Annotated in this window: 28 protein-coding genes; 13 read left to right on the top strand and 15 right to left on the bottom strand. The window is 39.9% G+C overall.

Annotation, left to right across the window (positions count from 1 at the left end):
* The first annotated feature begins 30 nt into the window (after nucleotides 1-30).
* Complete coding sequence (locus OGI71_RS24525; protein WP_282252692.1) at nucleotides 31-552, top strand: hypothetical protein; 522 nt, start codon at nucleotides 31-33, stop codon at nucleotides 550-552.
* Nucleotides 553-890: 338 nt separating this feature from the next.
* Here the strand turns inward: OGI71_RS24525 and OGI71_RS24530 are convergent, their stop codons facing one another.
* Nucleotides 891-1,763: a serine hydrolase gene (locus tag OGI71_RS24530; RefSeq protein WP_282252694.1), complete on the bottom strand. Its 873-nt coding sequence runs from the start codon at nucleotides 1,761-1,763 to the stop codon at nucleotides 891-893.
* Between the two features lie 83 nt (nucleotides 1,764-1,846).
* Between OGI71_RS24530 and OGI71_RS24535 the strand changes: the two genes are divergently transcribed.
* Nucleotides 1,847-2,461: a DUF1543 domain-containing protein gene (locus OGI71_RS24535; protein ID WP_282252695.1), complete on the top strand. Its 615-nt coding sequence runs from the start codon at nucleotides 1,847-1,849 to the stop codon at nucleotides 2,459-2,461.
* A gap of 118 nt (nucleotides 2,462-2,579) precedes the next feature.
* Here the strand turns inward: OGI71_RS24535 and OGI71_RS24540 are convergent, their stop codons facing one another.
* The 6 genes from OGI71_RS24540 to OGI71_RS24565 all read right to left on the bottom strand — a co-directional run bounded on the left by OGI71_RS24540 (nucleotide 2,580) and on the right by OGI71_RS24565 (nucleotide 8,626).
* Nucleotides 2,580-4,064, bottom strand: coding sequence for an amino acid permease (locus tag OGI71_RS24540; protein ID WP_120262017.1), 1,485 nt, complete (start codon nucleotides 4,062-4,064; stop codon nucleotides 2,580-2,582).
* A 145-nt stretch (nucleotides 4,065-4,209) separates the two neighbouring features.
* On the bottom strand, nucleotides 4,210-4,857 hold the full coding sequence (locus OGI71_RS24545) for an NAD(P)H-binding protein (RefSeq protein WP_282252697.1): 648 nt from the start codon (nucleotides 4,855-4,857) through the stop codon (nucleotides 4,210-4,212).
* Between the two features lie 8 nt (nucleotides 4,858-4,865).
* On the bottom strand, nucleotides 4,866-5,279 hold the full coding sequence (locus OGI71_RS24550) for an Rrf2 family transcriptional regulator (RefSeq protein ID WP_282252698.1): 414 nt from the start codon (nucleotides 5,277-5,279) through the stop codon (nucleotides 4,866-4,868).
* A gap of 119 nt (nucleotides 5,280-5,398) precedes the next feature.
* Nucleotides 5,399-6,085: a hypothetical protein gene (locus OGI71_RS24555; protein WP_282252699.1), complete on the bottom strand. Its 687-nt coding sequence runs from the start codon at nucleotides 6,083-6,085 to the stop codon at nucleotides 5,399-5,401.
* A gap of 153 nt (nucleotides 6,086-6,238) precedes the next feature.
* Nucleotides 6,239-8,185, bottom strand: a complete 1,947-nt coding sequence (locus OGI71_RS24560) for a M1 family metallopeptidase (protein WP_282252701.1) — start codon at nucleotides 8,183-8,185, stop codon at nucleotides 6,239-6,241.
* 93 nt (nucleotides 8,186-8,278) lie between these two features.
* Nucleotides 8,279-8,626 carry an ArsC family reductase gene (locus OGI71_RS24565; protein ID WP_282252703.1) on the bottom strand — a complete coding sequence of 116 codons (348 nt, stop codon included), beginning with the start codon at nucleotides 8,624-8,626 and terminating at the stop codon, nucleotides 8,279-8,281.
* Nucleotides 8,627-8,957: 331 nt separating this feature from the next.
* Between OGI71_RS24565 and fbaA the strand changes: the two genes are divergently transcribed.
* The 6 genes from fbaA (at nucleotide 8,958) to OGI71_RS24595 (ending at nucleotide 13,479) form a co-directional block, all read left to right on the top strand.
* A complete protein-coding gene (fbaA, locus tag OGI71_RS24570; protein WP_120262012.1) occupies nucleotides 8,958-10,037 on the top strand; it encodes a class II fructose-bisphosphate aldolase in 1,080 nt (359 codons plus the stop codon).
* A gap of 220 nt (nucleotides 10,038-10,257) precedes the next feature.
* On the top strand, nucleotides 10,258-10,932 hold the full coding sequence (locus tag OGI71_RS24575) for a head GIN domain-containing protein (protein WP_282252705.1): 675 nt from the start codon (nucleotides 10,258-10,260) through the stop codon (nucleotides 10,930-10,932).
* 233 nt (nucleotides 10,933-11,165) lie between these two features.
* The gene (locus OGI71_RS24580) at nucleotides 11,166-11,834 is read left to right on the top strand and encodes a sterol desaturase family protein (RefSeq protein ID WP_223580800.1); all 669 of its coding nucleotides are present in this window, start codon (nucleotides 11,166-11,168) and stop codon (nucleotides 11,832-11,834) included.
* Between the two features lie 231 nt (nucleotides 11,835-12,065).
* The gene (locus tag OGI71_RS24585) at nucleotides 12,066-12,242 is read left to right on the top strand and encodes a hypothetical protein (protein ID WP_223580798.1); all 177 of its coding nucleotides are present in this window, start codon (nucleotides 12,066-12,068) and stop codon (nucleotides 12,240-12,242) included.
* The gene (locus OGI71_RS24590; protein ID WP_282252712.1) at nucleotides 12,232-12,681 is read left to right on the top strand and encodes a tetratricopeptide repeat protein; all 450 of its coding nucleotides are present in this window, start codon (nucleotides 12,232-12,234) and stop codon (nucleotides 12,679-12,681) included. Before OGI71_RS24585 ends, OGI71_RS24590 begins: the two co-directional genes overlap by 11 nt.
* Before the next feature lie 207 nt (nucleotides 12,682-12,888).
* Nucleotides 12,889-13,479 carry a 2,3-bisphosphoglycerate-dependent phosphoglycerate mutase gene (locus tag OGI71_RS24595; protein ID WP_282252714.1) on the top strand — a complete coding sequence of 197 codons (591 nt, stop codon included), beginning with the start codon at nucleotides 12,889-12,891 and terminating at the stop codon, nucleotides 13,477-13,479.
* A gap of 94 nt (nucleotides 13,480-13,573) precedes the next feature.
* On the opposite strand, the gene OGI71_RS24600 is transcribed toward OGI71_RS24595, so the two are convergent.
* The 4 genes from OGI71_RS24600 to OGI71_RS24615 all read right to left on the bottom strand — a co-directional run bounded on the left by OGI71_RS24600 (nucleotide 13,574) and on the right by OGI71_RS24615 (nucleotide 16,858).
* Nucleotides 13,574-14,770: a nucleoside recognition domain-containing protein gene (locus OGI71_RS24600; protein ID WP_282252716.1), complete on the bottom strand. Its 1,197-nt coding sequence runs from the start codon at nucleotides 14,768-14,770 to the stop codon at nucleotides 13,574-13,576.
* An 18-nt stretch (nucleotides 14,771-14,788) separates the two neighbouring features.
* Nucleotides 14,789-15,748: a FeoB small GTPase domain-containing protein gene (locus OGI71_RS24605; RefSeq protein WP_282252717.1), complete on the bottom strand. Its 960-nt coding sequence runs from the start codon at nucleotides 15,746-15,748 to the stop codon at nucleotides 14,789-14,791.
* Nucleotides 15,749-15,754: 6 nt separating this feature from the next.
* On the bottom strand, nucleotides 15,755-16,003 hold the full coding sequence (locus tag OGI71_RS24610; RefSeq protein WP_282252719.1) for a FeoA family protein: 249 nt from the start codon (nucleotides 16,001-16,003) through the stop codon (nucleotides 15,755-15,757).
* Nucleotides 16,004-16,198: 195 nt separating this feature from the next.
* Nucleotides 16,199-16,858 (bottom strand): metal-dependent transcriptional regulator, encoded by a 660-nt coding sequence (locus OGI71_RS24615; protein WP_282252721.1) that lies wholly within the window; start codon nucleotides 16,856-16,858, stop codon nucleotides 16,199-16,201.
* 117 nt (nucleotides 16,859-16,975) lie between these two features.
* On the opposite strand from OGI71_RS24615, the gene OGI71_RS24620 reads away from it, so the two are divergent.
* Together OGI71_RS24620 and OGI71_RS24625 are read left to right on the top strand one after the other, a co-directional pair.
* On the top strand, nucleotides 16,976-19,291 hold the full coding sequence (locus tag OGI71_RS24620) for a TonB-dependent receptor (RefSeq protein ID WP_282252722.1): 2,316 nt from the start codon (nucleotides 16,976-16,978) through the stop codon (nucleotides 19,289-19,291).
* A gap of 118 nt (nucleotides 19,292-19,409) precedes the next feature.
* Complete coding sequence (locus OGI71_RS24625) at nucleotides 19,410-20,498, top strand: S41 family peptidase (protein ID WP_282252723.1); 1,089 nt, start codon at nucleotides 19,410-19,412, stop codon at nucleotides 20,496-20,498.
* Nucleotides 20,499-20,640: 142 nt separating this feature from the next.
* Here OGI71_RS24625 and OGI71_RS24630 read toward each other — a convergent pair whose 3' ends face one another.
* Nucleotides 20,641-21,165 carry a hypothetical protein gene (locus OGI71_RS24630; protein WP_223580784.1) on the bottom strand — a complete coding sequence of 175 codons (525 nt, stop codon included), beginning with the start codon at nucleotides 21,163-21,165 and terminating at the stop codon, nucleotides 20,641-20,643.
* 326 nt (nucleotides 21,166-21,491) lie between these two features.
* Between OGI71_RS24630 and OGI71_RS24635 the strand changes: the two genes are divergently transcribed.
* Nucleotides 21,492-21,692 carry a hypothetical protein gene (locus OGI71_RS24635; RefSeq protein WP_282252724.1) on the top strand — a complete coding sequence of 67 codons (201 nt, stop codon included), beginning with the start codon at nucleotides 21,492-21,494 and terminating at the stop codon, nucleotides 21,690-21,692.
* 6 nt (nucleotides 21,693-21,698) lie between these two features.
* Nucleotides 21,699-21,995, top strand: coding sequence for a hypothetical protein (locus OGI71_RS24640; RefSeq protein WP_282252725.1), 297 nt, complete (start codon nucleotides 21,699-21,701; stop codon nucleotides 21,993-21,995).
* Nucleotides 21,996-22,050: 55 nt separating this feature from the next.
* Here OGI71_RS24640 and OGI71_RS24645 read toward each other — a convergent pair whose 3' ends face one another.
* Entirely contained in the window at nucleotides 22,051-23,310 is a 1,260-nt protein-coding gene (locus OGI71_RS24645; protein WP_282252726.1) for a hypothetical protein, read from the bottom strand.
* A gap of 163 nt (nucleotides 23,311-23,473) precedes the next feature.
* Here OGI71_RS24645 and OGI71_RS24650 point away from each other — a divergent pair, with 163 nt between their 5' ends.
* Nucleotides 23,474-25,222, top strand: coding sequence for an alkaline phosphatase D family protein (locus tag OGI71_RS24650; protein ID WP_282252727.1), 1,749 nt, complete (start codon nucleotides 23,474-23,476; stop codon nucleotides 25,220-25,222).
* A gap of 93 nt (nucleotides 25,223-25,315) precedes the next feature.
* On the opposite strand, the gene OGI71_RS24655 is transcribed toward OGI71_RS24650, so the two are convergent.
* Nucleotides 25,316-25,588, bottom strand: coding sequence for a hypothetical protein (locus tag OGI71_RS24655; protein ID WP_282252729.1), 273 nt, complete (start codon nucleotides 25,586-25,588; stop codon nucleotides 25,316-25,318).
* 101 nt (nucleotides 25,589-25,689) lie between these two features.
* Nucleotides 25,690-26,931 carry a hypothetical protein gene (locus OGI71_RS24660; protein WP_282252731.1) on the bottom strand — a complete coding sequence of 414 codons (1,242 nt, stop codon included), beginning with the start codon at nucleotides 26,929-26,931 and terminating at the stop codon, nucleotides 25,690-25,692.
* Nucleotides 26,932-26,939 lie beyond the last annotated feature (8 nt).

Genomic DNA, 26,939 nt, shown 5'->3' on the forward strand with positions numbered 1-26,939 from the left:
ACTTCTTGCCATTAAAAAACAAATATTCTAATGAAAAAAATTGCACTTTTAGCAGTAGTAGCGGGAGCATTGGTAATGTCTTCTTGCAACAATTCAGAAAAAAAAGCATCAGATACAACAGATACTGCACAAACAGTAGGTGAACATGTAGATGCAGCAATAGCAGACTTAAAGAACGCGGAAGAAACTGCGCGTTTGAAAGCTGAGGAAGCTAAGAAAGCTTTAGATGAAGCAATTGCCAAAGGTGATAAGGCTGCAGAAGAGAAAGCTCGTGCGGCTTCGGAAGAGGCTAACACAGCTTGGGAGAAAACTAAAACTGCATTGCGTGATGCTGGTCAGGACGTAAAAGAAGGTTTGAAAGACGCGAAAGATGCTACGGTAGATGCAGCGAATAAAGCTGCTGACAAAACGAAAGATGTGGCTAAAGATGTAGCGGACGGTACTAAAAAAGTAGCCAATGATGTTGCTGATAAAACCAAGGATGTAGCGAAAGATGTTGCTTCCGGTACAAAAGAGGCTGCAAAAGATGTGAAAGATGCTTTTAAAAAGTAAATGACATAGCGGCCGCAAAACCAAAAATATTGATGAAGCGTTTAAAAACTAATTCGCTTATTTAAAAACATAAAGAACGGAGACTGAATCAGTCTCCGTTCTTTATGTTCTTTGGGCTCAATATCACCGATGTATCGTAGGAGGAGGGTTCATCAACATTACAGCAGGATACTCAATATCATTCTAGGTGGTTTACATGCTGAATGCACTAATCTGCATGGAAATAGAAACAGCAATCGGCCTACAGGTATGCTCTCATTTGGATACGATTTAACGCTAACGAATGACTATATCATCGTTGTGCTGCGGGCGGGCTAAATCCAATCGCAGCGAACAAATTATTTGTTGTAGTAATCCCATAGTAATTTGGAGAGATTGCGTGTCAACACTTCCGCAGCATTGGTTTTACCCCAGCTCTTATCCTGATTGTTTTTGGTGAATATACTGAATACATAGTCACCCTTAGGTGCATTGACCAAAATTACTTCGTTACGTACATCATCCAGGGAGCCAGTTTTAGAGGCTGCCTTGACTGTAGCTGGAATCTGGGAAAGCCCTCTTTCATCATAGAACATATTGCCCAGAAAACGATACATCCGATCAGAAGATTTTACGGAGACTACTTTTCCCTGACGGATCAAGGTTAGGAGATCTGCCATCTCTTTGGGTGTGGTCTGTCCCCAACCGTATTTTTCCCAATCAGCTTTTCTTCCTTCCGTTTGTGAATTGACACGGGTATGCTGTAATTGAAGGTCGCTCATCAACTTGTTGATTGCTATTCCACCACCAGCGAGCTTTTGATTCCAGATGCTTGTTACATTGTCACTATAGGAGAGCATGAGAGCGACAAGTGTTTTGAGATCAACTTTGCTACTGTCCTTAAAAAATTGCATCAGACCCGAGCCACCATACTTTTGACTTTCACGATAGACATACTCTTGGTCCAATTGCAGCTGTCCTTTTTCAATTTTATCAAAGACGCCCACTAAAATTGGGATCTTGACAACACTTGCTGTAGGAAAGATACTATCGGCTCCGATGTTAACTTCCTTGTGTTTCTTGAGGTCATGTACATAGATGCCTACTTCTCCCTGAAAATCCTGAATAAGCTGTTTTATCTGTTTTTCAAGTTTTTTATCTGTACTTCGTTTTTGCCCGAAAGAACACAAAGACAGGAATAGTAACGTAAATGATAGGAAAATTTTACTCATAGTCAGGTCTTTATCTGTATTAAATGTGGTGGATAATCGTTATTTTTATTGTTTAATGGGCTTAAGTTATGAATTATCCATGATTGGAAAGCACAAACATTGATGAAAATAACCTGGATATTCCATATAGCCTTTCAAAGACAGATTATTTGCATATGAAATTATTTATGATTTTGATCGGTTGTAAACCGAAAAATAGGCGTACAGAACAGCATGATATCTTTTTTGGAATCGGTAATGAACTGAAGGATTTTATAGAGCCAATTAAAGATTTCTGGCCTGATGCCGATGGTAAAATTCATATTGATGCTTACCGAGTGGTTAATAAGATCGGAGAGTATGAAATTAAGGTGGTAGAAAAAAATAATTCTATGGTGCCGGATACTGAGTTAAAATTATTTTTTGTCAACCTGGGAGGTTATAAGCCGAATGAGTTTGATGAATTTCATTACAAGGAACTGATTGTTGCCCCCAATTTGGCTAAAGCAACAGAGAAGGCCAAGCGCACAGTTTTTTGGAAGCACCATAGTACAGCTCACATTGATGATAAATATGGGTTGGATGTGGATGATATTTATGAAATAGAAGATCTGTTGCTTGATGCGGATAAAGTAAAATATCATATTCAGATTGTTCCCAAAACCGGGTTGAAAGAAGATGTAGTTGCAAATGGCTATTTTAAGTTGAGCGCATTATAGTTTAATTTGGCGGGCGAACTCAAAAATATATACTTAGATATAAACAAATCGGGCTTCTTTTTTAGGAAGCCCGATTTGTTTATATGGAAACAAGTATCAATAGATCGTGTTTTCTCTATTATTCTATACCTTGTTGATCTCGGTGTTGTTTGCGGATAACACTATGCTTTTTACCGTACACAAAGTAAATCAATAGACCTAGGGCTAACCAGATTGCCAGACGTTCCCAGCTTTCGATAGGTAGTGAGGCCATCATCAGTACACAGACAATGATACCCATAACTGGAACAAAAGGCACTAAAGGTGTTTTGAATGGACGTTCTAGATTGGGATCGGTTTTGCGGAGGACCAATATACCTACACAAACCAATGTAAAGGCAAATAAGGTACCGATACTCACCATGTGACCAAGGTCGGAGACAGGAACAAATCCAGCGAAGATACTTACGAATACCATAAAGATTGCATTTGTTTTCCAAGGGGTCTGTCTTTTGGAAAGATCAGAAAATATTTTTGGAAGCAAGCCATCTTTACTCATGGAGTAGAATACCCGGCTTTGTCCAAGTAACATGACAAGAATAACAGATGTATAACCTGCAATAATCGTAATAATTAATGCTGTATTCAGAAAATGATATCCTGTTTTCGCAAATGCTGTGGCTACTGGTTTGGCGTCGCCTTTAAACATGGTATAATTTTCAATACCTGTCATTACATAGGAGAACAATACATAAAGAAGGGTACAGATAATCAATGATCCGATGATACCAATTGGCATTCCTTTTTTCGGATTTTTCGCCTCTTGGGCAGCCGTACTTACAGCATCAAAACCAATGAAAGCAAAGAATACAACACCCGCCGCACGCAATACACCGCTGATTCCAAAATGACCGAAGTCATCGCTCTTTAGAAAAGCCCAAAAGCCTTGCTGTCCATTTTTGACCATTTCCTCACCAGCATTTACCGGGATAAAAGGATCGTGGTTTGCAGGGTTGATAAAGCTCCATCCCAATGCAATAAAAATCAATACAACGCCTACCTTTAAGATTACTAGGATATTGTTTACACGCGATGATTCCTGTGTTCCACGCATTAATAGCAGAGAAAGCAAACATACAATAATGATGGCTGGTAAATTAACCATACCACCTTCCCAGGGGCCTTTTAGCAGCGCGTCGGGTAGATGGATGTGGAAAATCATCAGGAGCTGATTAAAGTATTGCGACCAACTGACGGCTACAGTAGCACCCGCTAGTGCGTACTCCAATACAAGATCCCATCCGATGATCCAGGCAACGAATTCACCCATCGTTGCGTAAGAATAGGTGTAGGCGCTTCCAGCGACCGGAATCATGGATGCAAATTCGGCGTAACAGAGACCTGCAAAAGCACAACCAACGGCAGCGATAATAAAAGATAGGATAACAGCGGGACCAGCATTCTCTGCAGCAGCAATTCCGGTTAGGGAAAATAGTCCTGCTCCAATGATAGCTCCAACGCCTAGCGCAATTAATCCGCCACTTGTTAATGTTCGTTTCAGTGTATGTTCACCATTTTCATTTGCCTCAGCAATCAGTTTAGGAATCGATTTTTTAAATAGCATAGGATTAATTCTTTTTCGATTATTTAGCTTTTTAATTGTTTAATTAATGTCAAATATAAATGATATCAACGACAAAAGGGAAGATTGCGCTTCCCTTTTGTAATAAAATTTTGTATAAAATCTAAATCAAACGATTGTAGCGCTATTAGTAGGCAGCTGTAAAACGTTTGTTTGTAAACTGTTTGTTCTCGATCTCGTCCACGATGGCGACGGCAAGATCTTCAACTGATAGTCTCGAGCGCCCTTCTTGATCAAATACTGGTGCATCCAACCCCGTGCGATAATTGCCCGTGCGTGTACCGCCAGCATGCGGATTCATCTCGATGGCAGGGCTGATCATGGTCCAGTTTAGTTGTTCTTCCTTGCGAATGGTATCAAGATAATCTGCGGCAGCCAAAGCTCCGGGTTTGATTTCCTGAGGGAAATCTGGTGAATCGACCAGACGATTGCCATCAATTAATAAGCTTCCAGCTCCACCAACAACAATAAATCGTTTAATGCCTGCATCCTTAACGGCTTGTTGAATTGCTAAAGCGCCCTTGGTAAAATCTTCGTAAAGGTTAGGGTTAGTCCAGCCCGCATTAAACGCGGAAATAACTACATCGGCGCCTGTTAAAGCATTTACCAACTGTTCATGATTGTTGATGTCAACTTGTACTTTCGTTATTTTGTCGTTTGATGGAATGCTATCTGTATGACGAGCAAGTGCTACGACTTGGTAGTTGCGGTCAACCAATTCTTTGACAAGATGTGTTCCTACGTATCCTGTGGATCCAATTACTGCTACTTTCATGTGTGTTTTTAATTAAATGTTTTACTAAAATCTACCAGCGTCATTTTTCCCAAACGCGCTACAATATCAGTGTCGACTTCCTGATAAAGATCCTGCAATTTGGCATTGATGTTTTTACCTACAATACAAGCTGGATTGGGATTGTTGAATTTACCCAATAGCTCATTTTGTTTTGTACTTTGATAGATGTCTGCAAGGCTGATGCGCTCTTTTTCCTTGTTTATGCGAATCCCTCCGCCTTTGCCCTCTTTACTGACTAGTAAAGCTGCTGCTTTCAGCGAAGCGATCTCCTTGCGGACTACAACAGCATTTACCTGGATGCTTGACGCGATGTATTCGGAAGAGAGCCACTGTTCGGACTCCTCCAATTGTGCTAAGACCATAATATGTAAAGCTGTTGCAAATCTCAAGTTGTGTAACATCCTGTTGCTGATTTTTTTAATTTTGATAACACAAAGGTAATGCAAAAGGTTTTAAACTGAAATAAAAAATATTACAGTTTAAAACCTTCTGACAATCACATGATAAAAAGTATCGTTTTTTATTTTTTCTCGTTAAATTTCTTGTAACTATCCATGATATAGACCCGCAGTGTTTCTATGCTGCTGTTTTGGATAAACTGATATGAAGGTCTAAATCTTTCTTTAAATAATGCTAGTTCGGAAGCGTTCAGAGGCGTCAGCTCTTTGATGAGATTATCAGTAAACTTCCGGTCAACGGCTCTTTTTTCCATTTCCGCTACGAGAAGTTTGTAGTTTGAGCGTGCTTGTTTACCTTCCTTGCTAAATATGCGACTGGGAGAGATGCGGATCCCGCCGCGGTTTTTGCTAGCATCCGAATATTTTCCGGCTTCTTTTTCCCGTTGAATTTCAGCTGCAAGTCTACTGTCAGTCATCCGTTCGACGATAACCTGGCTCAATTCGATAGGGGTATTTATCCTGTTCAAATAGACTCTCCGTAGACTTGTATCATAAATAAATACAGTATCTTGTTCATACCCGTTCGCTTTGATCAATAAGAGATCATTGATATCGGCATCGATGGCAAATGATCCATCCCTGTTGGTCTGAACTTCTACTTTGCTCCTTAAATTCTGGATCTGCGCAGCTTCTATCTTTTCTCCGCTGACAAGCTCCATAATAATACCTTTGGTTTTTTCCTGTGCAAATAGTTGTCCGGAGACCAATGTAATCAATAAGCAGCTTAGAATCGTTTGTATTACTTTCATGGGGATATATATTATATACATAAATGAGCTTGTTACCTTCCGTTTTTATTCGTTTATCGCAATAAAACCATTATGAACAGTTTTTTGATCACAATGGTTTCATAACATAGCATTTCCTTATCAAAAATAACGAATAGATTTTGAATTATCGCGCTAATTTGCCTTCCATGTATTATTGTCCGGATTCTTGTCTGGCATCACATCATCGGGATCTAATTGGACAGACTGTAAAGCTTCGTTTGTTGCAATTTTAAATTGCCATACATTGTTTCTTTCCCAGATTTCCACGGGTAGTTTTTTTCTTATTTTTTTACCCGATACGGTGGTTGCCTCAACAATAATAGGCATTGGCAATTTTTCCAGATTCTCCACAGTAACCAGTGCGCCAAGCATAGGCTGATTGTTGACATAGGAAACAGCCTTGATCGCTTGATCCATTTGCCAGTTGTTGACAAACCATCCCCGCCAAAACCAATTGAGGTTTTCACCGGTTCCGTTTTCGATCGCTTTAAAGAAATCTTCTGGTGTCGGGTGTTTAAAAGCCCACTCCTGGATGTATTTTTTAAAGGCGTAATCGAAGCGCTCTTTGCCAATAATCTCATTGCGCAATAATTTTAGTCCATAGGCTGGTTTGTAATACACAAGAGCACCGATATTACGCTCTTTCATATTTTGCGGTGTACTCATAATTGGCTCGAGATTCTGTGATGTGAAAATATACGAGCGGCTAGCCTGAGGACGATGATATTCACCTTTATTAAATTCTTGTGTCGCTAACTCATTGATAAAAGTATTGAACCCTTCATCCATCCAGCCATGTTCACGTTCGTTGGACGCGACAATCATTGGGAACCAGTTGTGGCCAAACTCGTGATTGGTCACCCCCCAGAGTGAGCCTGCCTTGGCTTGATTGCCACAGAATGAAAGGGCTGGATATTCCATACCGCCTACGTTGGATGCAACATTTACGGCTACAGGATAGGGGTATTCAAACCAGTTTTTGGAATAAATTTCGATGGCAGCTTTGGTGTATTCTGTTGAACGCTCCCAAGCATTGTTGCTATTACTTTCTACAGGATAAGCCGACAGCGCAAGGGCTTTTTTGCCACTTGGTAGATTGATCTTGGCGCCGTCTAATATAAAGGCAGTAGAGGATGCCCATGCAATATCCTGTGCATTGTTGAGCTGATATTTCCAGGTCAACGCTTTTTTGCTTGGTCTGGAACTTTTTGCGGTCACTTCTTCCGCTGAGCGAATCAATACCGTTTCATCACTGCGCAACGCCAGTTGATATCTTTTGAATTGGTCTGCTGTAAATACCTCCTGTGGATTTAAGAGCTCACCTCCTAGAACAACGATATGATTAGCAGGTGCTGTGATTTCTACCTGATAATTGCCAAATTCGCGATAGAATTCTCCGGGTCCTGTATAAGGCAATGTATTCCATCCTCTAATGTCATCATATACACAAAGTCGGGGAAACCATTGCGCAATAGCATAGATTTTTCCATTTTTGGTGTCAAGGATACCCGTACGGTCAGCACCATATTGTGGCACGGTATATTGGTAAGTAATCTTGAATGTAATTTTTCCACCCTTACTTTTCAGCGCGGCCGGTAGTCGCAGCTGCATACGTGTATCATCAATAATATGCTCTATGGTTTTTCCGTTGACATCGGTGACAGACTGGATCTGGTAACCGCCATCAAATTTGGAGTTTCCATCGCCATATCGGCTATTGGTCAATGGGGAAATCAACTGGCCACGGCCATGTTGTGAAAACATGTTTTGGTCTAATTGAAGCCAAAGGTAATCCATATTGTCAGGACTATTGTTACTATAGGTAATCTCCACTGCACCAGTTACCTGATCATTTTGGTCGTTTAGTGATGCCTGTATCTTGTAGTCCGCAGCATTTTGCCAATATCCGGGCCCGGGCTTACCGGCCGCAGAACGATAATCATTTCCATTGTTATTGAAAAACAAGGGTGCAAAAGCTTCAGTATAACTATAGTTGGATGTTTTTTCCTGGGAAAAGGACGGCAAAGCATAGCTTAAGGCAACAAGGCTCAAAGAAGCCAATGCAAGTCTTTTCATCATATCTGTTCGTATTAAATTATGTTTATTGGTCACAATATACAATGAAAAGTACATAAGGCAAAAAAAAGCTCCTTTTTAGGGAGCTTGTAACAATTATTTTAAGTTGCTGTTGTAATCGTCTTCACTGAATCCGAGTAAAATACCCTTACCATGTTCGATCACAGGACGTTTGATCATACTGGTATTTGCTTTTAATACATTATTGGCACTGTTTGCGTCAATGACCCCTGCTTGTTCTTCTGCGGTCAGTTTTTTCCAGGTAGTACCCTTTTTGTTGACCAGTGATTGCCAGTCAACCTTTTTCTCCCATTCTTGTAGTTTTTCATCACTGACACCTTCTTTTTTGAAGTCATGAAATTGATAGGCAATCTGATTGTCTTCTAACCATGTCAAGGCTTTTTTTACTGTGTTACAATTTTTGATACCGTATACCTGTAGCATAATGATTACAATATTAGTGAGCTCAAATTTAAATAATCCATGATGCATTTCACGCCTTATCAGACCAGTTTTTTTGTTGAATAGTTAGACAGTTTAGGGCGTTTGTGAGCGTTTGCATGTCAATCTATCTGATTTGGCTTGAATTTGCCTTGCTGGATAAACTACATATTGGATGACGAAAGCTGTCTGCTTTATTACCGTACAAGGATTATGGTAACAAATAATTGATAGTGTATTTAGTACACTTTAAAAATTAGGAAGTGATAATTATTTTTAATAATTTAGTAGCTTCAAGAGTTAATAAAGATTAAAATAAATCAATAACAGTAATATGAGCCTAAAAGATTTTAAAGGTGTATTGACGGGAGATCAAGTACAAGAGTTGTTTGAAGTTGCAAAGAAACACAAATTTGCTTTGCCTGCGGTAAACATTATCGGAACAAATTCTATCAATGCGGTAATGGAAACTGCTAAAGCAGTAAACTCTCCTGTAATTATTCAATTGTCAAATGGTGGTGCACAATTCTATGCGGGTAAAACATTAAATAATGACAACTTGCAAGCTTGTGTATTGGGTGCGGTATCTGCAGCACAACACGTGCATTTATTGGCAGAGCACTACGGTGTTGCGGTAATTTTGCACACCGATCACGCTGCTAAAAAACTTTTACCTTGGATCGACGGTTTGTTGGACGCTGGTGAGAAATTCTTTGCACAACACGGTAAACCATTGTTCTCTTCACATATGTTGGATCTATCTGAAGAACCAATCGAAGAGAATATCGAAATTTCTGCAAAATACTTAGCACGTATGAAACCACTAGGTATGACTGTAGAGATCGAATTAGGTGTTACAGGGGGAGAAGAAGATGGTGTTGACAACTCAGATGTGGACAGCTCTAAATTATACACACAACCAGAAGAGGTTGCTTACGCATACGAAGAATTGTCTAAAGTATCTGACAAATTTACAGTTGCTGCAGCATTCGGTAACGTACATGGTGTCTACAAACCAGGTAATGTAAAATTACAACCGGTGATCTTACACAATTCTCAAGAATATATCCGCGAAAAATACAAGCTTGCTGCTGAAAAACCAGTGAACTTTGTATTCCACGGTGGATCTGGTTCTTCTCCAGAGGAAATTGCTGAGGCAATCTCTTATGGTGCGATCAAAATGAACATCGATACAGATATGCAATGGGCATTTTGGGATGGTGTAAGAGGTTACGAAGCTAAAAACCACGATTATTTGCAAGGACAGATCGGAAACCCTGAAGGTGCAGATTCTCCAAACAAGAAATATTACGATCCACGTGTATGGTTGCGTAAAGGTGAAGAAACATTTGTTGCTCGCTTGAAAGAAGCATTTGCTGATTTGAATGCAGTAGACGTAAACAGCAAATTGTAAGCTGAAAAAAATATATGATAAATATGAGGTGTCCTGGATTATAGGACACCTTTTTTTGTCAAAATAGGTTAAAAAAGGGGCTTAATAGTCATGATTGGCGTGTTTTTTGACATTAAGAAATTCGAATAAGTCAGGATGAATATGCAATCCCTGTGGACAATATAAGTCGCGATACGGCAGAGAAGTATATCAAAAAGGTGAAAATATAGATAAAACAGCTATGAAATTTTTAGGCATCAGTGCATTTCTTTTATTAATGACCCAAGTCGGTTTCGGACAGGCGAAACAAAATGTAGGCGATTTTAGTTCAGTTGTTGCTACAGATAAAATACAGGTAGAACTGATCAAATCCAATGAATCTCTGGTGACCTTTGAAGGGCAGAACCACGAGAATGTAAAGGTAGTCAATACAAATGGTGCCTTGGTCCTAAAAATGAATACCTTGAATATGTTGCAAGGGGGCAATATCTCTGTAAAAGTGTATTATAAAAGCTTGAAAAATATTGAGGCTAAAAAAGGAGCTAAGGTATTTGCCACATCAAATAATGTCGTGTCATCTGAGCAGCTAAAACTCTATGCATCAGAGGGTGGGTTGTTGGACCTTTATGCTGATGTAAAAAATGCTGAAGTGAAAGTGACCTCAGGAGCAACGATAGCACTCTATGGTAAAGCAGATAGACAGGAAATTATTTCTAATTTTGGGGGTAAATATGAAGGGAAAGATTTTAAAACTAAAACCACTATAGTAACAGTGAACGGCGGCGGAAAAGCTGAAGTCAATGTGGTCGATTCTATCGAAACAAAAACGCGTGGTGGTGGTACAATAGATGTATATGGCAAGCCAGAACAGCGTGTAGAAAAGAAAATGGCGGGTGGAACAGTCAACTTCAAATAAGAAACTGTCTTGATTTTGTCAATTTTGATCGTGCGTATTTTTGATCAAAATTGACAAAATTTAAAGAAAGTTTAAGTTAAAAGATCAAATAAAAGGTTTTAGACTAAGATTTTCCTAACTATGTGTTTAACCTTTTTGTTGAAAAGGTCAAATATTTTGTTTTTCTAGTCTTGAACCTTCTTCATTTGTGCTTAAAATACGTATTTTTGTGAGGGAATAATAAAAATAGTATTATGGCAAAGCGTAATTATGTTTCAAATTCTACGGAATCTACGCGCATGTTCAAAAATGACTTTTTGGAGTCTTTGACGAAAGTGCACTGGAGTGTACCTTTGATTTTCTATGTACCCGTAGTTGTTTTCTTTTCGTATAAAGCTCTGGTTTGGGGAGAGATTTCCCTAATGACATATCTTGGGTACTTTGTTTTTGGTTTGGCATTTTGGACAGCATTTGAATATGCACTCCACCGCTGGGTATTCCACTTTCATCCGACCTCAGAGTGGGGGAAACGGATCGCTTTCATTTTTCACGGTGTACATCATGACTATCCCAGAGACCGGATGCGCTTGGTAATGCCTTTATCGGCAAGTATCCCTTTGGCAGCGCTGGTATATTTTGGATTTACATTGTTCTTTTCAAATGAGTTTATCCTGGCTTGCTTTTTCTCCGGATTTATGATTGGATACCTGATCTATGATGAATGTCACTATGCCATGCACCATGCTAACTTTAAGAGTGGAATTTTCAAACGCATTAAACAGCATCATATGTTACATCACTATTCGGATCCTGAAAAAGGATTTGGTGTGAGCTCGTCATTATGGGATGAAATATTACGTTCAGGTTTCGAAGAAAAAGAGCCCAAAAAAGAAACATCGACACTAAAAGAAGAAAAAGCATAACGCTTTTCTATTGATTATAAAAAAGCCTTTGGAATAATTCCAGAGGCTTTTTTTGTGGGCAATATTTATTGGTGGGCGAATTTGAATTTTTAAAATGCCAACTAAAAGAGAACGCTTTTTGATCGTGTTTAATCCCTCCTCTAAATTGTTTTTGTAATGTTATTTATTGTTAATAATTTTGTTAGATAAAACTAACTTATTATTTTTATTTGTAAAATAACAAAAACAATAATGGAATATGTGATCATACTATTGGAGGAAAATAGAAAAAGGCTAGAACGTCATGTTCGTGATACCAATCTCATGAAGGCTGATATTCAATTGGCAACCAAAGAAATGCAGCAGATTGGTCAATTGAAACGAGCGATAAAAATTTTAAAACAGAAAGCAAAAAGCTATGGTCAATAGTGATCTACGCGCTATAGAGCAGTATTGGCAAACCTTAACACTTTCAAGCAATGTGCTTTATAATGCTGATAAATTTGAGGAGGCCTTATCAAGCTATCAGTGTGCTTTGGCTAGTGCGGAGCTATTGAATAACCATCTTACAGACTGTATTTGCGTGGAAGTTCCCGTTATGCAGGTCTATATTATCTCATGCAATAATCTCGCAAATACTTATATTGCTTTAGGCGATTTCGAGCAGGCTGATCGTATGTTTAAGCGTGTGTTATATTATTTGTTACATCTTGTTGTTCATGCTCAACTCGATCAGAATGAGATTCAATCCGAACTGAAAAGAGCGACATCAGCCTATCAGCAATTTGCTGAAAAAACAAATATGGAGAAGCATAAGAGAGCACTTTTTTTTGATTTATTCAAGGAACAATTATTTGAATGCGAATAATCAATTAAATTTAGGTTATACAGCGTAGATTAGCTATCCCTTTAAAACAAAATACCGCAAAGCATTATTTTGTCTATGGAGAGCTACAAATAGATATGATAGGTGATTATTTATGCAGTACTCCTTCAATAAATCTCATCGATGTGGTGTGCTGGTTCTAAGTTCGCTTCGGGTAGCTATCCGCTAAAACAATAAATAATACGAGTAATGGCAAAATTATTTTTAGTCCGTCACGGACAATCGCAATGGAATCTTGAGAATCGTTTTACCGGCTGGCAAAATATTGATATTACAGCCTTGGGACAACAAGAAGCGCGACAAGCTGGGAAAGCGTTAATGAATGAATCAATCGATATCGTATTTACCTCTACATTGATCCGGGCCCAACATACTTTGCAGATCATTCTCGACGAAATCGGAAAGCCTAATATTCCGATTATCATTGATGCTGCACTGAATGAGCGGAGTTACGGAAACTTAGAAGGACTAAATAAGGATGAAACCGCTGAAAAATATGGTGTGGAACAAGTCCATATCTGGCGAAGATCTTTTGATGTAGCTCCTCCTGGAGGTGAAAGCTTAAAAGATACCTACGATCGGGTGATACCGTATTTTGAAAATTTCATACAGCCAACCTTGGACGCAGGTAAAAATGTTCTTATTGTTGCACACGGTAACAGTCTAAGAGCGCTCATTATGTATCTGGAACATCTCAACCCGGTACAGATCCTTGAGCGGGAAATAGCAACCGGAGATCCCATTACATATCAATGGGATCACAATAATAAAATCATATAATAGTCGGATTTTGTAGCTAAGGTTTAGTTCGAATAGACTTAACTGTTTGCAAACAATCAGCACGGTATATGGACAGGCATCATAGGTCAAAACATTAGGCAAAAAAGTACCAAACTTTTGTTATCAGGAAGCATACAATCAGGCCATAAAATACGGGTAGCAATGTCGCTACTGCGGTCCATTTGCGACTTCCTGTTTCCTTATAAATAGTGTATATTGTCGTGCTGCAGGGATTGTGTAGGAGACTGAACGGCATCAAATTAATGGCGGTCAATGTTGTCCACCCACCCGCATGTAATAGGGTGGACACCTCATTTGCTGAGCCTTCAAACAATACACCCGTACCTGCTCCGGTACTCCCTACCGTGAGCGCAGTTAACATGAGTATGGTCGGGATAACAATTTCATTCGCTGGAATGGCAACGATATAAGCCAATAAAATAACACCATTTAGACCTATAAATAAGCCCATCGGGTCGAGGCCATGAATGAGCCAGAGCGCTATATTTTGATCAGCGATATGAATGTTGCAGATCAACCAAATAATGGCACCAGCGGGTGCAGCAAAGATGATCGCACGCCATAAAACGATCAATGTGCGATCGATAAATGAGCTGTATAATGTCTGAAAGAATCTCGGTGGCCGATAAGGGGGCAGTTCCAGTGTAAAGAAGGAGGATTCTCCCTTGAGCAATGTTTTTGACAAGAGCCAAGAGGTGAAAAATGTAAATGCAATACCAAGTATTGCAATGAAAATTACAGCTAACATGGCGACGGAACCAGACCATTTGGCAGGAACTAAAATACCTAAAAAAAGACTGGCGATCAAAATCTGTGTGGGCCATCTTCCATTACACAGTGAGAAGTTATTGGTGATAATAGCAATCAATTTTTCGCGGGGGCTGTTAATGATCCTTGTCGCAACAACACCTGCAGCATTGCAGCCAAAACCCATACTCATGGTCAGTGCCTGTTTGCCATGAGCACCGGCTTTTTTGAATATCCGGTCTAGATTGAATGCAACCCTAGGGAGATAACCAAAATCCTCCAACAATGTAAATAATGGAAAGAAGATCGCCATGGGTGGGAGCATGACCGATATGACCCAGGCAGTAGCCAGATAGATCCCGTCAATAAGAAAACCACTGAGCCAAATAGGGGTACCAATGTCTATTGACCTTTCCTTTAAAAACGGATAAACATCATCCAACAATAGTGTTGATAATATTTGTGATGGATAATTTGCCCCTGTGATAGTGAGCCACAGGATCAATCCGAGCAGCATGAACATAATCGGAAATCCCCAGATTCAGTGGGTGACGATATGGTCAATACTGCGGTCCAGTCGAAACGAGTAGCTGCTCGAATCTGTAGAAACATGGTCTTTTACCAGTTTGCTTGCTTTTGCATAGATGGCTTCAACCAGCTCATTTCGATAATTATTTCCTAATTTAAACTGATATGCTGTGGCGCGATGCAATATGGGGGTTAAGTTCTCTCTGTCAATGGCGGAGGATAATTGCCCCTTTTGTAAGGCATCAATAATATGTTTATCATCTTCGATCAGGCGCATAACCAGCCAATTTATAGGGGTTAGCTTAGTGTCCAGTGCATGGAGATCTTTAGCTATTGTCGCAACTGCGGTGCCGGTTTGCTTTGTCAACTGAAAAGAGGTCGTTTTTGTGGGGAGGAAACTACCGTCAGCGACTTGATGGATGGCCGCCAAAAGGTCGGAAAGGCCTTCTTTGGTACGGGCGCTGGTAGCGATAACGGGAATGCCGAGATCCTTTGACAGGGTTCGTACATCAATCGCTATCCGATGACGCCGTGCCTCATCCATCAGGTTAAGACATAGAACCGCTTTGTTGCTAATTTCGAGGATTTGCAGAACTAGACTGAAATTGCGTAGCAACCTGCTGGCATCGACGACAATGACCGTGACATCGGGTTGGCCAAATAGGATAAAATCTCGAGCGACCTCTTCATCTTCGGATGTAGAAAGTAAGGAGTAGGTGCCGGGGAGATCAATGATTTTAAATTTATCGCCTTTATGCGAATAACTTCCTTCTGCTCGTGTAACAGTTTTGCCCGGCCAGTTTCCCGTATGCTGTTTTAATCCAGTTAGTGCGTTAAAAATAGAACTCTTGCCTGTATTTGGATTTCCGGCTAAAGCTATGGTGTAGGTGGAATTTCCCAAATTTGTTCCCCATTGTTTTAGATCTGAAATGGGATTCAGCTGGCAGGTTTCGCATGCTGTATGGTTTTTCATTATCATCTATTTATGGGTAATCAATACATGTAAGGCATCTTCTTTGCGAAGTGAAATCTGGGTACCGTGTATATTATAGGCGATCGGATCACCTAGCGGACTTATATTCTGGATGCTTATTTCAGCGCCTTTGACGAAGCCTAGATCAAGTAATCGCTGCCGGATTTCCTGGCGACAGTCTGTCGCTATTCCAGCGATGCTTGCAAGCTCTCCTTTTTTTAATAACCCCAATGTGATCACCTGATTGTTTATCATTACTTATTTTGTTTTTAGTTTTACTAAATTATAAAATTAGATTAGACTAACAAAATGTAGCGTTATATTTTAATCAAAAGATGCAAATGGGTGATGTGCCGAAGAGGTTTTAGGGCTATTAAAAAAAATGGGAGTCCTATGTTCAGACTCCTGGCAAGTATGGATGAGGGACCCGAAAATACGGAAGCGTTATTATTACGAACTGGGGCGCACAAGTAGTGTAGCGGTTACTTTACTACTGAGTACTTCTGAAGTTCGATCGCCATAACTGACTGTTAAACTGTTGTCGAAGGGCTCAATGGAAAAGATGGTTAATGTTGTGCCCAATTCGAGATCTTTGGCGCTCAGGTATTGTAACAATTCTTTGGAAGAGGGTTGTACAGCCATTAACGTCACTACATCTCCAGTTTTGCATGTATCGAGAAAGATATAGCTTTCCGAACGCATTACGCCGTTATGGTCAGGGATTGGTGAGCCATGGGGGTCTACTGTGGGGTAACCCAATAATTGATCCATCTTGGTGAAAAATTCTGGCGAATGGATGTGCTCGATCTGTTCCGCAATCTGGTGAACTTCGTCCCATGCAAAACCCATTTTTTCAACGAGATACATTTCGGTAAGTCGATGCTTGCGAATGATAAGCGCAGCTTCTTTCTTTCCTTCTTCTGTGAGCTTGAGAGGTTTATAGCTTTCGTAATGGACAAAACCTTTTTCGGATAGCTTTTTCATCATACTATTTACCGTTGGCATTTTGATGTCCAGTCGTTTACTGATCTCATTGACACTGGCCTCGCCTTTGAGGTAGGTCAGATTGTATAATGCTTTTAGATAGTTCTCTTCAGTCTGTGATATCATAGTTCAAATTTACCAAATATTAGTTGTGTCTAATAGCAATGTTAGAAATTATTTTGTTAGTATAATCTAACTTATTAGATTTGTAATTCTAAATTTATAATTAATCAAAACAAAACAATGATGACGGGATCCAGAGTTCTCTTAACAACAGTATTCATGCTGATCGGATTTATTTCCTTTGGGCAGACAGGTAAGGTAGTAGGTAAAATTTATGATAGCAATGGACTTCCGCTGAAGTCGGTATCTGTGGCTATCCCTCTTCTTAAGATGAGCACCAAATCCAATGAGCTTGGAAAATTCGCATTGGAAAAGATTCCCTATGGTACTTGGGAAGTAGAAGTGAAGCATATTGGTTTTAATACTTATCGCGATTCGATCAGGATCGAGCATGTATCTGAGACCAGGGATATCCGTTTAAATGGTTCCATCTTTTTACTGGATGAAATTGTGGTCACTGGAACGAAGACATTTAAACGAAAAACTGAAAGTCCGGTGATCGTCAATATTTTGGATAGTAAAACCCTGGACAACCTACAGGTATGTAATCTTTCGGAGGGACTGAAATTTCAACCGGGCTTGCGGGTGGAAACAGACTGTCAGACCTGTAACTACACTCAATTGCGGATGAATGGACTCCAGGGGGGATATTCGCAGATACTGATCAATGGGCGACCTATTTTCAGTCCTTTGATGGGACTTTATGGGATGGAGCAACTGCCTGTCAATATGATCGAAAAGATTGAGGTGGTTCGAGGCGGTGGTTCTTCATTATATGGTTCAAGTGCAATAGGGGGGACTGTCAATGTGATCACCAAATTACCGAAGCAGAGTGGTTATGAAGTCAATTCTTTCTATCAAAGTATTGATGGAAAAACAAGTGATTTTAATCTTGGCGGAAATGCCACCTTGGTCAATGAAAAGGGGAACGCAGGAACATCCTTTTTCTTCAATAAGCGCGATCGCGGCTTTTACGATGCAAATGGTGATAATTTTTCGGAAATACCTAAAATTGAAAATACCTCCTTCGGTATCAACTCATTCTATCGGTTTTCAGACAATCAAAAATTGGAAGTCTCCTTGAGCAATCTGAACGAATATAGATTTGGGGGGGAGATGACGAAAAAGCCCGCCTACCTTACACTTCAGTCCGAAGAACGTACCCATAAAATATGGATGGGAAGCGCGGATTATCAAATTAATTTTAATCAGGATAAATCTTCATTGATCTTCTATACCGCTTTTCAAAACACCAATAGGAAGCACTATACCGGAATATTCCCGGATAGTCCAGAAGAGATTGAAAATCATCTCAAAAATCCACCTTATGGCGATTCAAAGACAACAACATTACAGGGCGGTTTTCAATTGAACCACGAAATCAGCAACTTTTTGAACCATCGGAATGTGCTGACGATTGGATCTGAATATGTGTCCGATAAGGTTTACGATGAAATTCCAAGTTATAACTATTTGGTGGATCAGCATACGAAAGATTGGGGGAGTTTTTTTCAGAGTGACTGGGACTTTGCGGAGAAATTTAACTTGCTATCTGGTGTTCGTGTGGATAAACATAATCTATTGGACAAAGTGATCGTCAGTCCACGTGTGGCACTGTTATATAAACATGCGGCTAATACGCAGTTTCGCCTAAGCTATGGAACCGGTTTTCGGGCGCCACAGGCTTTTGATACAGATCTTCATATTGCTTTTGCGGGTGGAGGTGTTTCACGTGTTCAATTAGCTCCAGATCTTCGGGCGGAACGATCAAAAAGTTTCAGCGGCTCGGTAAACTATGATAAAACCACGGAGAAATGGATTGCGGGTTTTACATTGGAGGGATTCTATACACAACTGAAAAATGCCTTTGTACTTGAGGAAATCGGTACGGACGACTTTGGTAAGGTGTTTGAAAAACGTAATGGGAATAATGCGAAGGTAGCAGGGACTACACTTGAATTGCGTGCCAATTATAATAAAAAGGTGCAACTGGAGACCGGCTTTACCTTGCAACAGAGCAAATATGAAAATCCTGTATCTTACCTGGAGGGTATAGAAGCTACCAGATCATTCTTGAGAACACCAGATGAATATGGTTTTGCGAACCTCAATATTACACCGGATAAACGTTGGACAATCAATCTGAATTATGTGTATACAGGTAAGATGAAGATCGCTCATGCCGGTGGTGCGGACAATTTTCCGGAAGATCAAATGGTTCATACAAAAGCATTTTCAGAGGTAAATAGTAAAGTGTCACATACTTTTAGTCTGTCAAAATTTAAAAATGTGATCGAAGTCTATGGTGGGGTGAAGAATATTTTTAACGCTTACCAGCATGATTTTGATACAGGTAAAAATAGGGATAGCAATTACATTTACGGTCCTAATATGCCCCGAACTTTCTTTGTTGGGTTAAAGATAAAGACACCTTAAGTAGATTGATAAGAGTGTAATATTGGATCTGTGCAAAATATTTCAATCTAGTTACGCTTAAAGAAATATTTTTAATCTAATTTAGTGCTATCTCATTAGAGGGATAATTATTAACCAGATGCAAAAGAAAATAGTCCTTTTTTTACTGATTTTAACCGGTTTTTTTGTCCGGTCCTATGCCCAGGTCTCATCGGTGAGTCAACTTGCCAATGCATTTTTAGATACTGTCCAGCGGCATGCATATAATGGGGCGTTGATCAAATGGGATTCTATTCGGCCCCTTTTTATTGAACAGACAAAGATAATGTCGGATATTAATGCATTGGAACCTCATTTTAAAAAGATCTTAAGTCAATTAAAGGATGGTCATTCCGATCTTTATTTTGAGAAAGTTGATCAAAATCAGGAGGCTGAACAGGAATTATTTGTAAGAATGGCGGGCATGACCGATAAGGACGCCGGTTTTCCACCCAAAGTTTTCAGTCACTTTATGACGAAAGACCAATATGCTTATATTCGGATCCCAGGGGTACTTTACGAACAACGGAAATATGTGGATACGATTGGAGCACAGCTAAAAATATTGGACGCGCAGCAGCCAAAAGGTTGGATCATCGATCTGAGAGAAAACGATGGAGGGAGCATTTTTCCGATGATCTGGCACTTTGCGGATTTGATCGATGTCGACAGCACTTATTCGGTTGTGGATAGAGCGGGTGTTGAATCCAAACAAAATGTACGAATGAATAATCTGAATGATCACGATCAAAAATGGGCCAAGTTATTTGACCTGGAATATGATAAGGTGCCACCGATTGCTATAAAAAATAAAAATGTACCTATTGTTTTATTGGTCAGTAGGTTTACATCGAGTTCGGGCGAGTTTTTTGCGGCTCATTTTAAAGGCCAGAAAAATGCGGCTATTATGGGTCATAAGACAAATGGTCGGACTTCCGGTAATGATCAGTTTGCTGTTGGAAATAACTACATGATCAATTTGACAACCAGTGTCATTAAAGACCGTACAGGAAAGCTCTACGGAATAGGAGAAGGTATCAAACCCGATGTTCCTTTGGTGATTGATTTTGCCAAAGTCTTGGGAATCCCGGAGATCATTACTTTCGACCAGCTTAGCCAAGCTGTAAAAGAAGCAACTTCAGTATATATCCAACTGGCTACTGATTATATGAAAAAACAGACGATGTAAAAAATGAATCTTCTTGTGTTATCGTTGCAGATAAACGCAGGGTAGATTGTGAGTGGAGAAGTATAGGTCGAAGTACCTTAAAAATAAAAATCCTGCATGGACGTAGTGCCTGCAGGATTTTTTGTTTCTGAATATCCTATTTTTATTTTAAAACGAATTTGAATCCCAATGAGAAACGGGAAGCCTCGAAATTCGATCCATGAGATAAGTTCCACCAAGGTTTCCAGTCAAAATGCATTGCCAAAGGTGCTGAAGGAATTCTAAACTCTAAACCCAAAGCTGGACGGATTGCAAAATGAGTGTGTGTGTTTCCGTCTTTCCAATGGTAGTCATCATCCCAGTCGCCATGCCATTTGCCATAGTCGATAAACGATGCCTGAGGACCTACGCCAACATACCACGATAGGCCACGGGTTCCCCGTATACGTTCGTTGTACGAATAGTCTACACCTACAACTGTAATGTTATCTCCGAATAATACTTGTGCATTTACGGCGTCATTTCTGCCAAAACTGTGTTTTATCTGTGGACCAAATAGTGTCTGGCCATCGCCAAGGTCTATACCGAGACCAAGAGCTGTACGATAAGGTGTTTGTGCATTTGCCTCTCCATTGATGACAAATAAGAATGTAAAAAGTGTCAGAATAGGTAGAAGTACTTTTTTCATGATATTTTAAAAAATGTTAGTGTTAAGTTTTCGATTTGAAAACTTTCGCTGTTATAACAAATACTTTGCCAAGTGGCGGTTTTTCATTGGTTAAAAATGGTTTTTTTTATTAACTATTTTATTATAAGTGAATTATTTTTGTTTTATGCTGCTCTTAATCCTTGATGATAATATTTAGGCTCCTTATTATATTAAAATCGAATTCTTGGGGATTCAACCTAACTTGGTAAAACGATATCCGCTTGAATATTGTTCATTTGATAAATACAGGATTGAAGAACTTATTGGAAACATATTTACGATAGCATAAGCTTAAATATTTTACTATGGAACATACTCAAATCAATAGAAAGAAAATAGAGCAATGGTTGGCAGAAGGCTATGATGTCTTGCAGGATGGGAAGCTTTTAAAAGTCGAAGGAGATCTACCGGAGTTCTTGGAGCAATTCGCTGACGAGACCGAGCCGAAGACCTATCTGCTAAAGGAGTTAATTACTTGGCCGGAAGCGGAGCTTAAAAAATTGTAAAGGAAAATGAAACAAATGAGAATAGCGCAAGAAAAGATCGTTCCGATCGATTATGAGGCGCCAAAACTGCCCAAAGAAATCAGGGAGTTGCGTCCCGTGGTATTCATTGAAGAAACGTCTTATTGGTGCTTATTAGGGCCAGATCCGCATCAGGGTGTTTTTGGAAATGGTGAATCACCCGCTGAGGCATTGGAAGATTGGTTAGTAAACCTTCGGAAACGGTTAAAGCAGTCGGATGAAAATGATGAAGTACTAAACTACATCAGAGATAGCCTAAATACTTCTGGTCGAGATGTTTGGTGATTTCGGGTAGTCGATAATCTCAAAATGATTGAAGGAAAGTAGGAGCTTATTAGCACTAACAATTATAATAAGCTTCAGGTATTGAGACTTTTTTATGCGTCCAATTTTCCAATGTGATTGCATAAGGATCCAGTTCGTAGGTATCGGTTTCAAAAATATAGTTATAGCTACCATTGATTAAGTTCGCACGCAGTATGGCATAGCCAGGACCTTTTGCAGGTAGGGCATTCTCAATTTCGAAGAAATCAATATCTTCGATATCGTAAATTAAGCTTGTTTTCCTTCCAGCAAAACCAATTTTATTATTTTTCTTGTCCAACCAGATGCCACTTGACTTTCCTAGTTGTTGTGTTATGCTTGTGGGAATATTTTTTACAGCAGTATTTTTGCGGGAATCCTCCTTAATGTCCCATTTGTTTTTCAGTGTGACAAGTTCGGTCACCTCAATGAGTTGATCGTATACTGTGTTTTCCAAAAGAGAAGGATAATCGCGCTGGTTGTAAAAATGGAGCGAGGTGCCGCCATCGTCGTAGTTGCTCTCATCATCGTAGGTATAACAGATGGAGGAGGAGATGTGATCGCCAAAATCAAAAGATAAATAGCATTGGTCTTCTCTTTCATAGCCATAATCCTCCACGTCATAGTCTTCATCATCTAACCATAGATCGCGGAGGTCTTTGTAGCTTTTATCTGTATTAGACTCGTCATAAATGGTCGTAAAATATTCTTGAATAGGTACATGCGGTGGGATCTCATCGCAGTAAATTTCCAGTTCTTTCAGCCATAGGTTACCAATACGAACCGGGTAATCTATTTTGAAATAGATTGTCCCATATTCGCTTGCATATTGGTGTCCAATACCGAGTTTTTCGATGTCGGCATAGCAGATATCCCAAGAAATAAATTGCGTTGGTTGGGTATAAACTTCAAAACCAATATGGTCATCTTCAAAGTCACCGGATAGAATATTATAGTTGCGGGTTTGTTGCTGGATCCAGATTTTGGCCTTGCAATCCTGTTTTTGCTTAATGGTATGGAAGAATAATGTATCATCAAATCCAAATTGTTCGGACAACTTGGGATAGACCTTCGAAAAACCTTGCGAACTTACGGGAATATAATGCTGATGATCGTCAAATAGAAATAAGTAGGGATCTCTAGCCAATAATTGAACGTATGCATAGCGCAATTGAGATAAGTTGACCTCTTCTTCGTTACCATGATCAAGGTAGTGTAAGCGATCGCTATCCAGCCAGATGCGGTCTTTATCATTTTCTTTTGGGAAATTGGAGCTATTCTTAAAAAAATTAAGCATGTCAATTATTATTTTCGATACGCTAATTTAAGATTTTAAATTCAGCTAAAACAGAGCCTGTATAATGTATCTGTTTGTATATAATTAGAAACATAAAGAATAAATAAAATTCGCTTAACACGTAGTTTCCGGTGGCGCCGTATTTTCACCTAAAAAAATAGAGATGAAAAACAACGAGCAAATCAACCGGAGGAGATTCCTTAAAAATTCATTAATTGCAGCGGGAGGGGTTTTTATAGCACCGCTTATTGAAAGCTGTTCGGATGACCCCACAGATATTGATAGTGCACCAGACAACCTTAAAAATGGTGGATTTGAATCTGGTGTTGCAAGCTTTGATCCCTCGGCAACCGGAATAATCATCTGGACGAGATATTCTGTAGAGACAGATGCTGAAATTACCTGGGAAATAAGTAAAGAGAATAGCTTTTCAGAGATTCTTCGAAGGGGACAGGTGAAGGCTGATGCTACCAATGATTTTACTTTAGCCATTGATGTTCAGAATATAGCTTCCAATACAAAATATTACTATAGATTTTATAATGCCAAGACTAAGGAAGCAAGTGTTGTTGGTGAAACATTGACGCTTCCTGCTAAAACAGATAATGTCAATGAAGTAAAAATGGCTGTGGTATCTTGCTCTAATTTTCCAGCTGGACTTTTCAACGTATATGGAGCGATTGCAAAATCAGAGGCTGATGTTGTTGTACACCTCGGAGACTACATTTATGAGTATGCTCCTGGTCAATATGGTACCAATCCTTATACCAATGAACTCGGTAGAGCGCACAAGCCTTCTAAAGAGATCGTAAACCTCGCAGATTACAGAGAAAGATACAGACAATATAGAAGTGACAAAAATTTGCAGCTTCTTCATCAGAAAAAACCATTTATCTGTGTGTGGGATGATCATGAACTTGCCGATAATGCATACCGATCTGGCGCTGAAAATCATCAGCCAGAGGAGGGAAGCTTTGATACCCGTAAAATGGCCGCTTTTCAAGCCTATAGTGAATATATTCCCCTAAAGACAGGCAAGGACCAACGTATTTATAGGAGTTTTACCTTTGGTAATCTTATCTCACTCTATATGCTGGATACCCGGATAATCGCACGGGATAAACAATTGGATTACACAAACTATATAGATGGAAGCGGAAACTTTAAACAAACACAATTTCAGACTGATCTGCTCAGTAACAATAGAAAGTTGATTGGCAATGAACAAATGACTTGGTTAGGGACTCAGATTAACGCTGATACGACAACATGGAAAGTATTGGGGCAACAGATCCTGATGACCAAGATGCTGATTCCTGCGGAACTCTTAATGTTGCTGAACCGAGTGATGACTGAAATAGCACATTTTGGGAATGCTCAGCCATCTACAATGGCTGCACTTTCAGCTGCGATTGGACAGTTGGTTATCCTAAAAACGAGATACCTGCAAAAAAATCCTACACTGACACAGCAGGACATTGCAAGAATTACAACGGTTCTGCCCTATAATCTAGATGCATGGGATGGCTATTTTATGGAAAGAGAACGTTTGTATTCTATTTTAGCAGGTAAGAAAGTCGTAGTATTGGCTGGCGATACACACAATGCATGGCTGGGAAAATTGACAGATGCTCAGGGTAGATCTATAGGAACAGAATTGGCCTGTAGTTCGGTCTCGTCACCTGGATTAGAGAGCTACTTGGGAATTACCACAGATACTAAAAAAGCAATGGAACTTGCTCAGGCTTTTTCTGTATTAATTGATGACCTAGAATATGCCAATCTTTACAAGAGAGGATATCTACATGTGAAATTTACGGCTGCCGCGTCGCATGCAGAATGGAGATTTGTGGATAATGTCATTTCAGATAACTATACCGTTACGACAGAAAAGACGCATACTATTTCCTAGTAAGAGCCTCAATAATAAGCAGTCTCAGACACGATAGTTCAACCCCTCAACGAAATGGGCTAAGTGTTTGGAGACTGTCTATATACATGATGTTTATTTCGTTTTTAGCACCACAATACCATGAGGCGGAATACGTAATGTTTTGATGTCGCCCAGTCTCCCCAAATTCTTCTTTATCCAAAGATCACGTACCTTGATATTTGGCGAAATTTGAAACTTTTTACTGTCCAGATGATAATCCACAGCTTTATCCGATCTGTTCAGCATAGCGATAACGGTATTTCTCCCCCCCTGTAATTGCTTTTTCCAAAGATCAACCGTACCATTATTTCCCATAAATGTTAAAGGCCGTGTAGAATATCTCATTCTCACGGCCTTTTCGTTTTTTGGTTTTGCTAAAGCCGATGTACCAACGATGGCACAGATTTAAGTGCAATTCGGATATGATCTACCTGGGAAGGATGATCTTAAAACTGTGTTTCAATTTCGGGTATACCAATCCATTGCCATTTGCGCTGGGTGAAACCTGGACTGACATCACCATCAATTTTAAACCTTCTCAGATCGATGATACGTGTACCACGCCAGGATAAAAATATCCGGCGGACAACAACGATGTCATTCAGCGTTAGGGTTGTGGATGGCGTATAATTGGATGCTCCGGAGGCATCATATTTTGAAATAACCGAATTAACAAGTTCCACGGCATTACCCGGAATCAGTCCGCGAACAATCAATTCGGCACGGATCAATTGCATTTCATCAAAATCGCTAACAAGCAAGGGATCTCTTTCCTTAAACAAGGTCAGTGACCAATGTCCTTTGACGGCTTTTACAACCGGAATACGGGCTTTGTCAGCTGTTGTTTTTGATGCGGCAACCAAACTTGGATCAACGGCCGCATCTCTTGAGTTGATATTTAACGCATTAAAGAAACCGTTGCTTACATTTCCTACCGTATTAAGAAAGCTGAAGTTTTCCGTTGCAGTAAACGACTGGTTGATATGCTGCACAGCCAGTGCATAATTGCCAGTATGGATTCCCAGCTTTGTCAGTAGGGCGTGAAGCAATCGTTTCTCGGTATCGCTGGCAGCAGGAAGTGCCTGTTGCCAGTATGTCTGTGCTTTGGTATAGGCTTCCTGATGGCTGACCTCTTTGTGGTCAGCATAGACAGAATGGCTGCTATTGCTGACACTGAAATAATCTGCCATCAATAACCAGGCATAACCGGCATGTAGCCTTGCATTGACCAAAGCCGCTTGTTTGATCTTGATGCCATCTTCATCCGTTGGATTTAAAGATTCTGCGTTGGCAATAGCATCTTCGGCACGGGCACGGTAGTTTTGCACATTGGACCATACACTAAAGAGTGAAGTGTTGTCCGGGGTTAATTTATCTTCATCCAATTCCTTGTAAAAAGGAGAGTTTGGAACTGCGGTAGGGACTATTTCATCCACAATAGCACCGGAAGCGACCAACAGGTCTGACGCGGATGTTGCACCCGCGCGCCATACACCGGCGATGACAGGACCATAGACATAAGCACCTTTTTCGATACGGCCAAGCATAGCGATGTTGTTTAGCTGTGATTCATCAATGGTGTTGTCCGGCAACTTGGTGTCGTTCACCCACTTGTCACAGGAGGAAAGGGAAACTACTGCCATACAGACGAATCCTGCTTTCCAAATATCTTTTATTTTGATAGACATAATTATCA

Origin of the sequence: Sphingobacterium sp. ML3W (assembly GCF_029542085.1) — a bacterium.
In the GTDB taxonomy this organism is placed as follows: Bacteria; Bacteroidota; Bacteroidia; order Sphingobacteriales; family Sphingobacteriaceae; genus Sphingobacterium.

What these genes read in the sequence shown, in the direction of transcription:
- OGI71_RS24605 (WP_282252717.1), bottom strand. Translation starts at nt 15,748, where the DNA reads ATGAAAAACCATACAGCATGCGAAACCTGCCAGCTGAATCCCATTTCA.
- OGI71_RS24615 (WP_282252721.1), bottom strand. Translation starts at nt 16,858, where the DNA reads ATGATATCACAGACTGAAGAGAACTATCTAAAAGCATTATACAATCTG.
- OGI71_RS24555 (WP_282252699.1), bottom strand. Translation starts at nt 6,085, where the DNA reads ATGAAAGTAATACAAACGATTCTAAGCTGCTTATTGATTACATTGGTC.
- OGI71_RS24645 (WP_282252726.1), bottom strand. Translation starts at nt 23,310, where the DNA reads ATGCTTAATTTTTTTAAGAATAGCTCCAATTTCCCAAAAGAAAATGAT.
- OGI71_RS24600 (WP_282252716.1), bottom strand. Translation starts at nt 14,770, where the DNA reads ATGTTCATGCTGCTCGGATTGATCCTGTGGCTCACTATCACAGGGGCA.
- OGI71_RS24650 (WP_282252727.1), top strand. Translation starts at nt 23,474, where the DNA reads ATGAAAAACAACGAGCAAATCAACCGGAGGAGATTCCTTAAAAATTCA.
- OGI71_RS24575 (WP_282252705.1), top strand. Translation starts at nt 10,258, where the DNA reads ATGAAATTTTTAGGCATCAGTGCATTTCTTTTATTAATGACCCAAGTC.
- OGI71_RS24530 (WP_282252694.1), bottom strand. Translation starts at nt 1,763, where the DNA reads ATGAGTAAAATTTTCCTATCATTTACGTTACTATTCCTGTCTTTGTGT.
- OGI71_RS24585 (WP_223580798.1), top strand. Translation starts at nt 12,066, where the DNA reads ATGGAATATGTGATCATACTATTGGAGGAAAATAGAAAAAGGCTAGAA.
- OGI71_RS24630 (WP_223580784.1), bottom strand. Translation starts at nt 21,165, where the DNA reads ATGAAAAAAGTACTTCTACCTATTCTGACACTTTTTACATTCTTATTT.
- OGI71_RS24640 (WP_282252725.1), top strand. Translation starts at nt 21,699, where the DNA reads ATGAAACAAATGAGAATAGCGCAAGAAAAGATCGTTCCGATCGATTAT.
- OGI71_RS24580 (WP_223580800.1), top strand. Translation starts at nt 11,166, where the DNA reads ATGGCAAAGCGTAATTATGTTTCAAATTCTACGGAATCTACGCGCATG.
- fbaA (WP_120262012.1), top strand. Translation starts at nt 8,958, where the DNA reads ATGAGCCTAAAAGATTTTAAAGGTGTATTGACGGGAGATCAAGTACAA.
- OGI71_RS24620 (WP_282252722.1), top strand. Translation starts at nt 16,976, where the DNA reads ATGATGACGGGATCCAGAGTTCTCTTAACAACAGTATTCATGCTGATC.
- OGI71_RS24560 (WP_282252701.1), bottom strand. Translation starts at nt 8,185, where the DNA reads ATGATGAAAAGACTTGCATTGGCTTCTTTGAGCCTTGTTGCCTTAAGC.
- OGI71_RS24525 (WP_282252692.1), top strand. Translation starts at nt 31, where the DNA reads ATGAAAAAAATTGCACTTTTAGCAGTAGTAGCGGGAGCATTGGTAATG.
- OGI71_RS24610 (WP_282252719.1), bottom strand. Translation starts at nt 16,003, where the DNA reads ATGATAAACAATCAGGTGATCACATTGGGGTTATTAAAAAAAGGAGAG.
- OGI71_RS24595 (WP_282252714.1), top strand. Translation starts at nt 12,889, where the DNA reads ATGGCAAAATTATTTTTAGTCCGTCACGGACAATCGCAATGGAATCTT.
- OGI71_RS24565 (WP_282252703.1), bottom strand. Translation starts at nt 8,626, where the DNA reads ATGCTACAGGTATACGGTATCAAAAATTGTAACACAGTAAAAAAAGCC.
- OGI71_RS24635 (WP_282252724.1), top strand. Translation starts at nt 21,492, where the DNA reads ATGGAACATACTCAAATCAATAGAAAGAAAATAGAGCAATGGTTGGCA.
- OGI71_RS24540 (WP_120262017.1), bottom strand. Translation starts at nt 4,064, where the DNA reads ATGCTATTTAAAAAATCGATTCCTAAACTGATTGCTGAGGCAAATGAA.
- OGI71_RS24550 (WP_282252698.1), bottom strand. Translation starts at nt 5,279, where the DNA reads ATGTTACACAACTTGAGATTTGCAACAGCTTTACATATTATGGTCTTA.
- OGI71_RS24545 (WP_282252697.1), bottom strand. Translation starts at nt 4,857, where the DNA reads ATGAAAGTAGCAGTAATTGGATCCACAGGATACGTAGGAACACATCTT.
- OGI71_RS24625 (WP_282252723.1), top strand. Translation starts at nt 19,410, where the DNA reads ATGCAAAAGAAAATAGTCCTTTTTTTACTGATTTTAACCGGTTTTTTT.
- OGI71_RS24655 (WP_282252729.1), bottom strand. Translation starts at nt 25,588, where the DNA reads ATGAGATATTCTACACGGCCTTTAACATTTATGGGAAATAATGGTACG.
- OGI71_RS24660 (WP_282252731.1), bottom strand. Translation starts at nt 26,931, where the DNA reads ATGTCTATCAAAATAAAAGATATTTGGAAAGCAGGATTCGTCTGTATG.
- OGI71_RS24590 (WP_282252712.1), top strand. Translation starts at nt 12,232, where the DNA reads ATGGTCAATAGTGATCTACGCGCTATAGAGCAGTATTGGCAAACCTTA.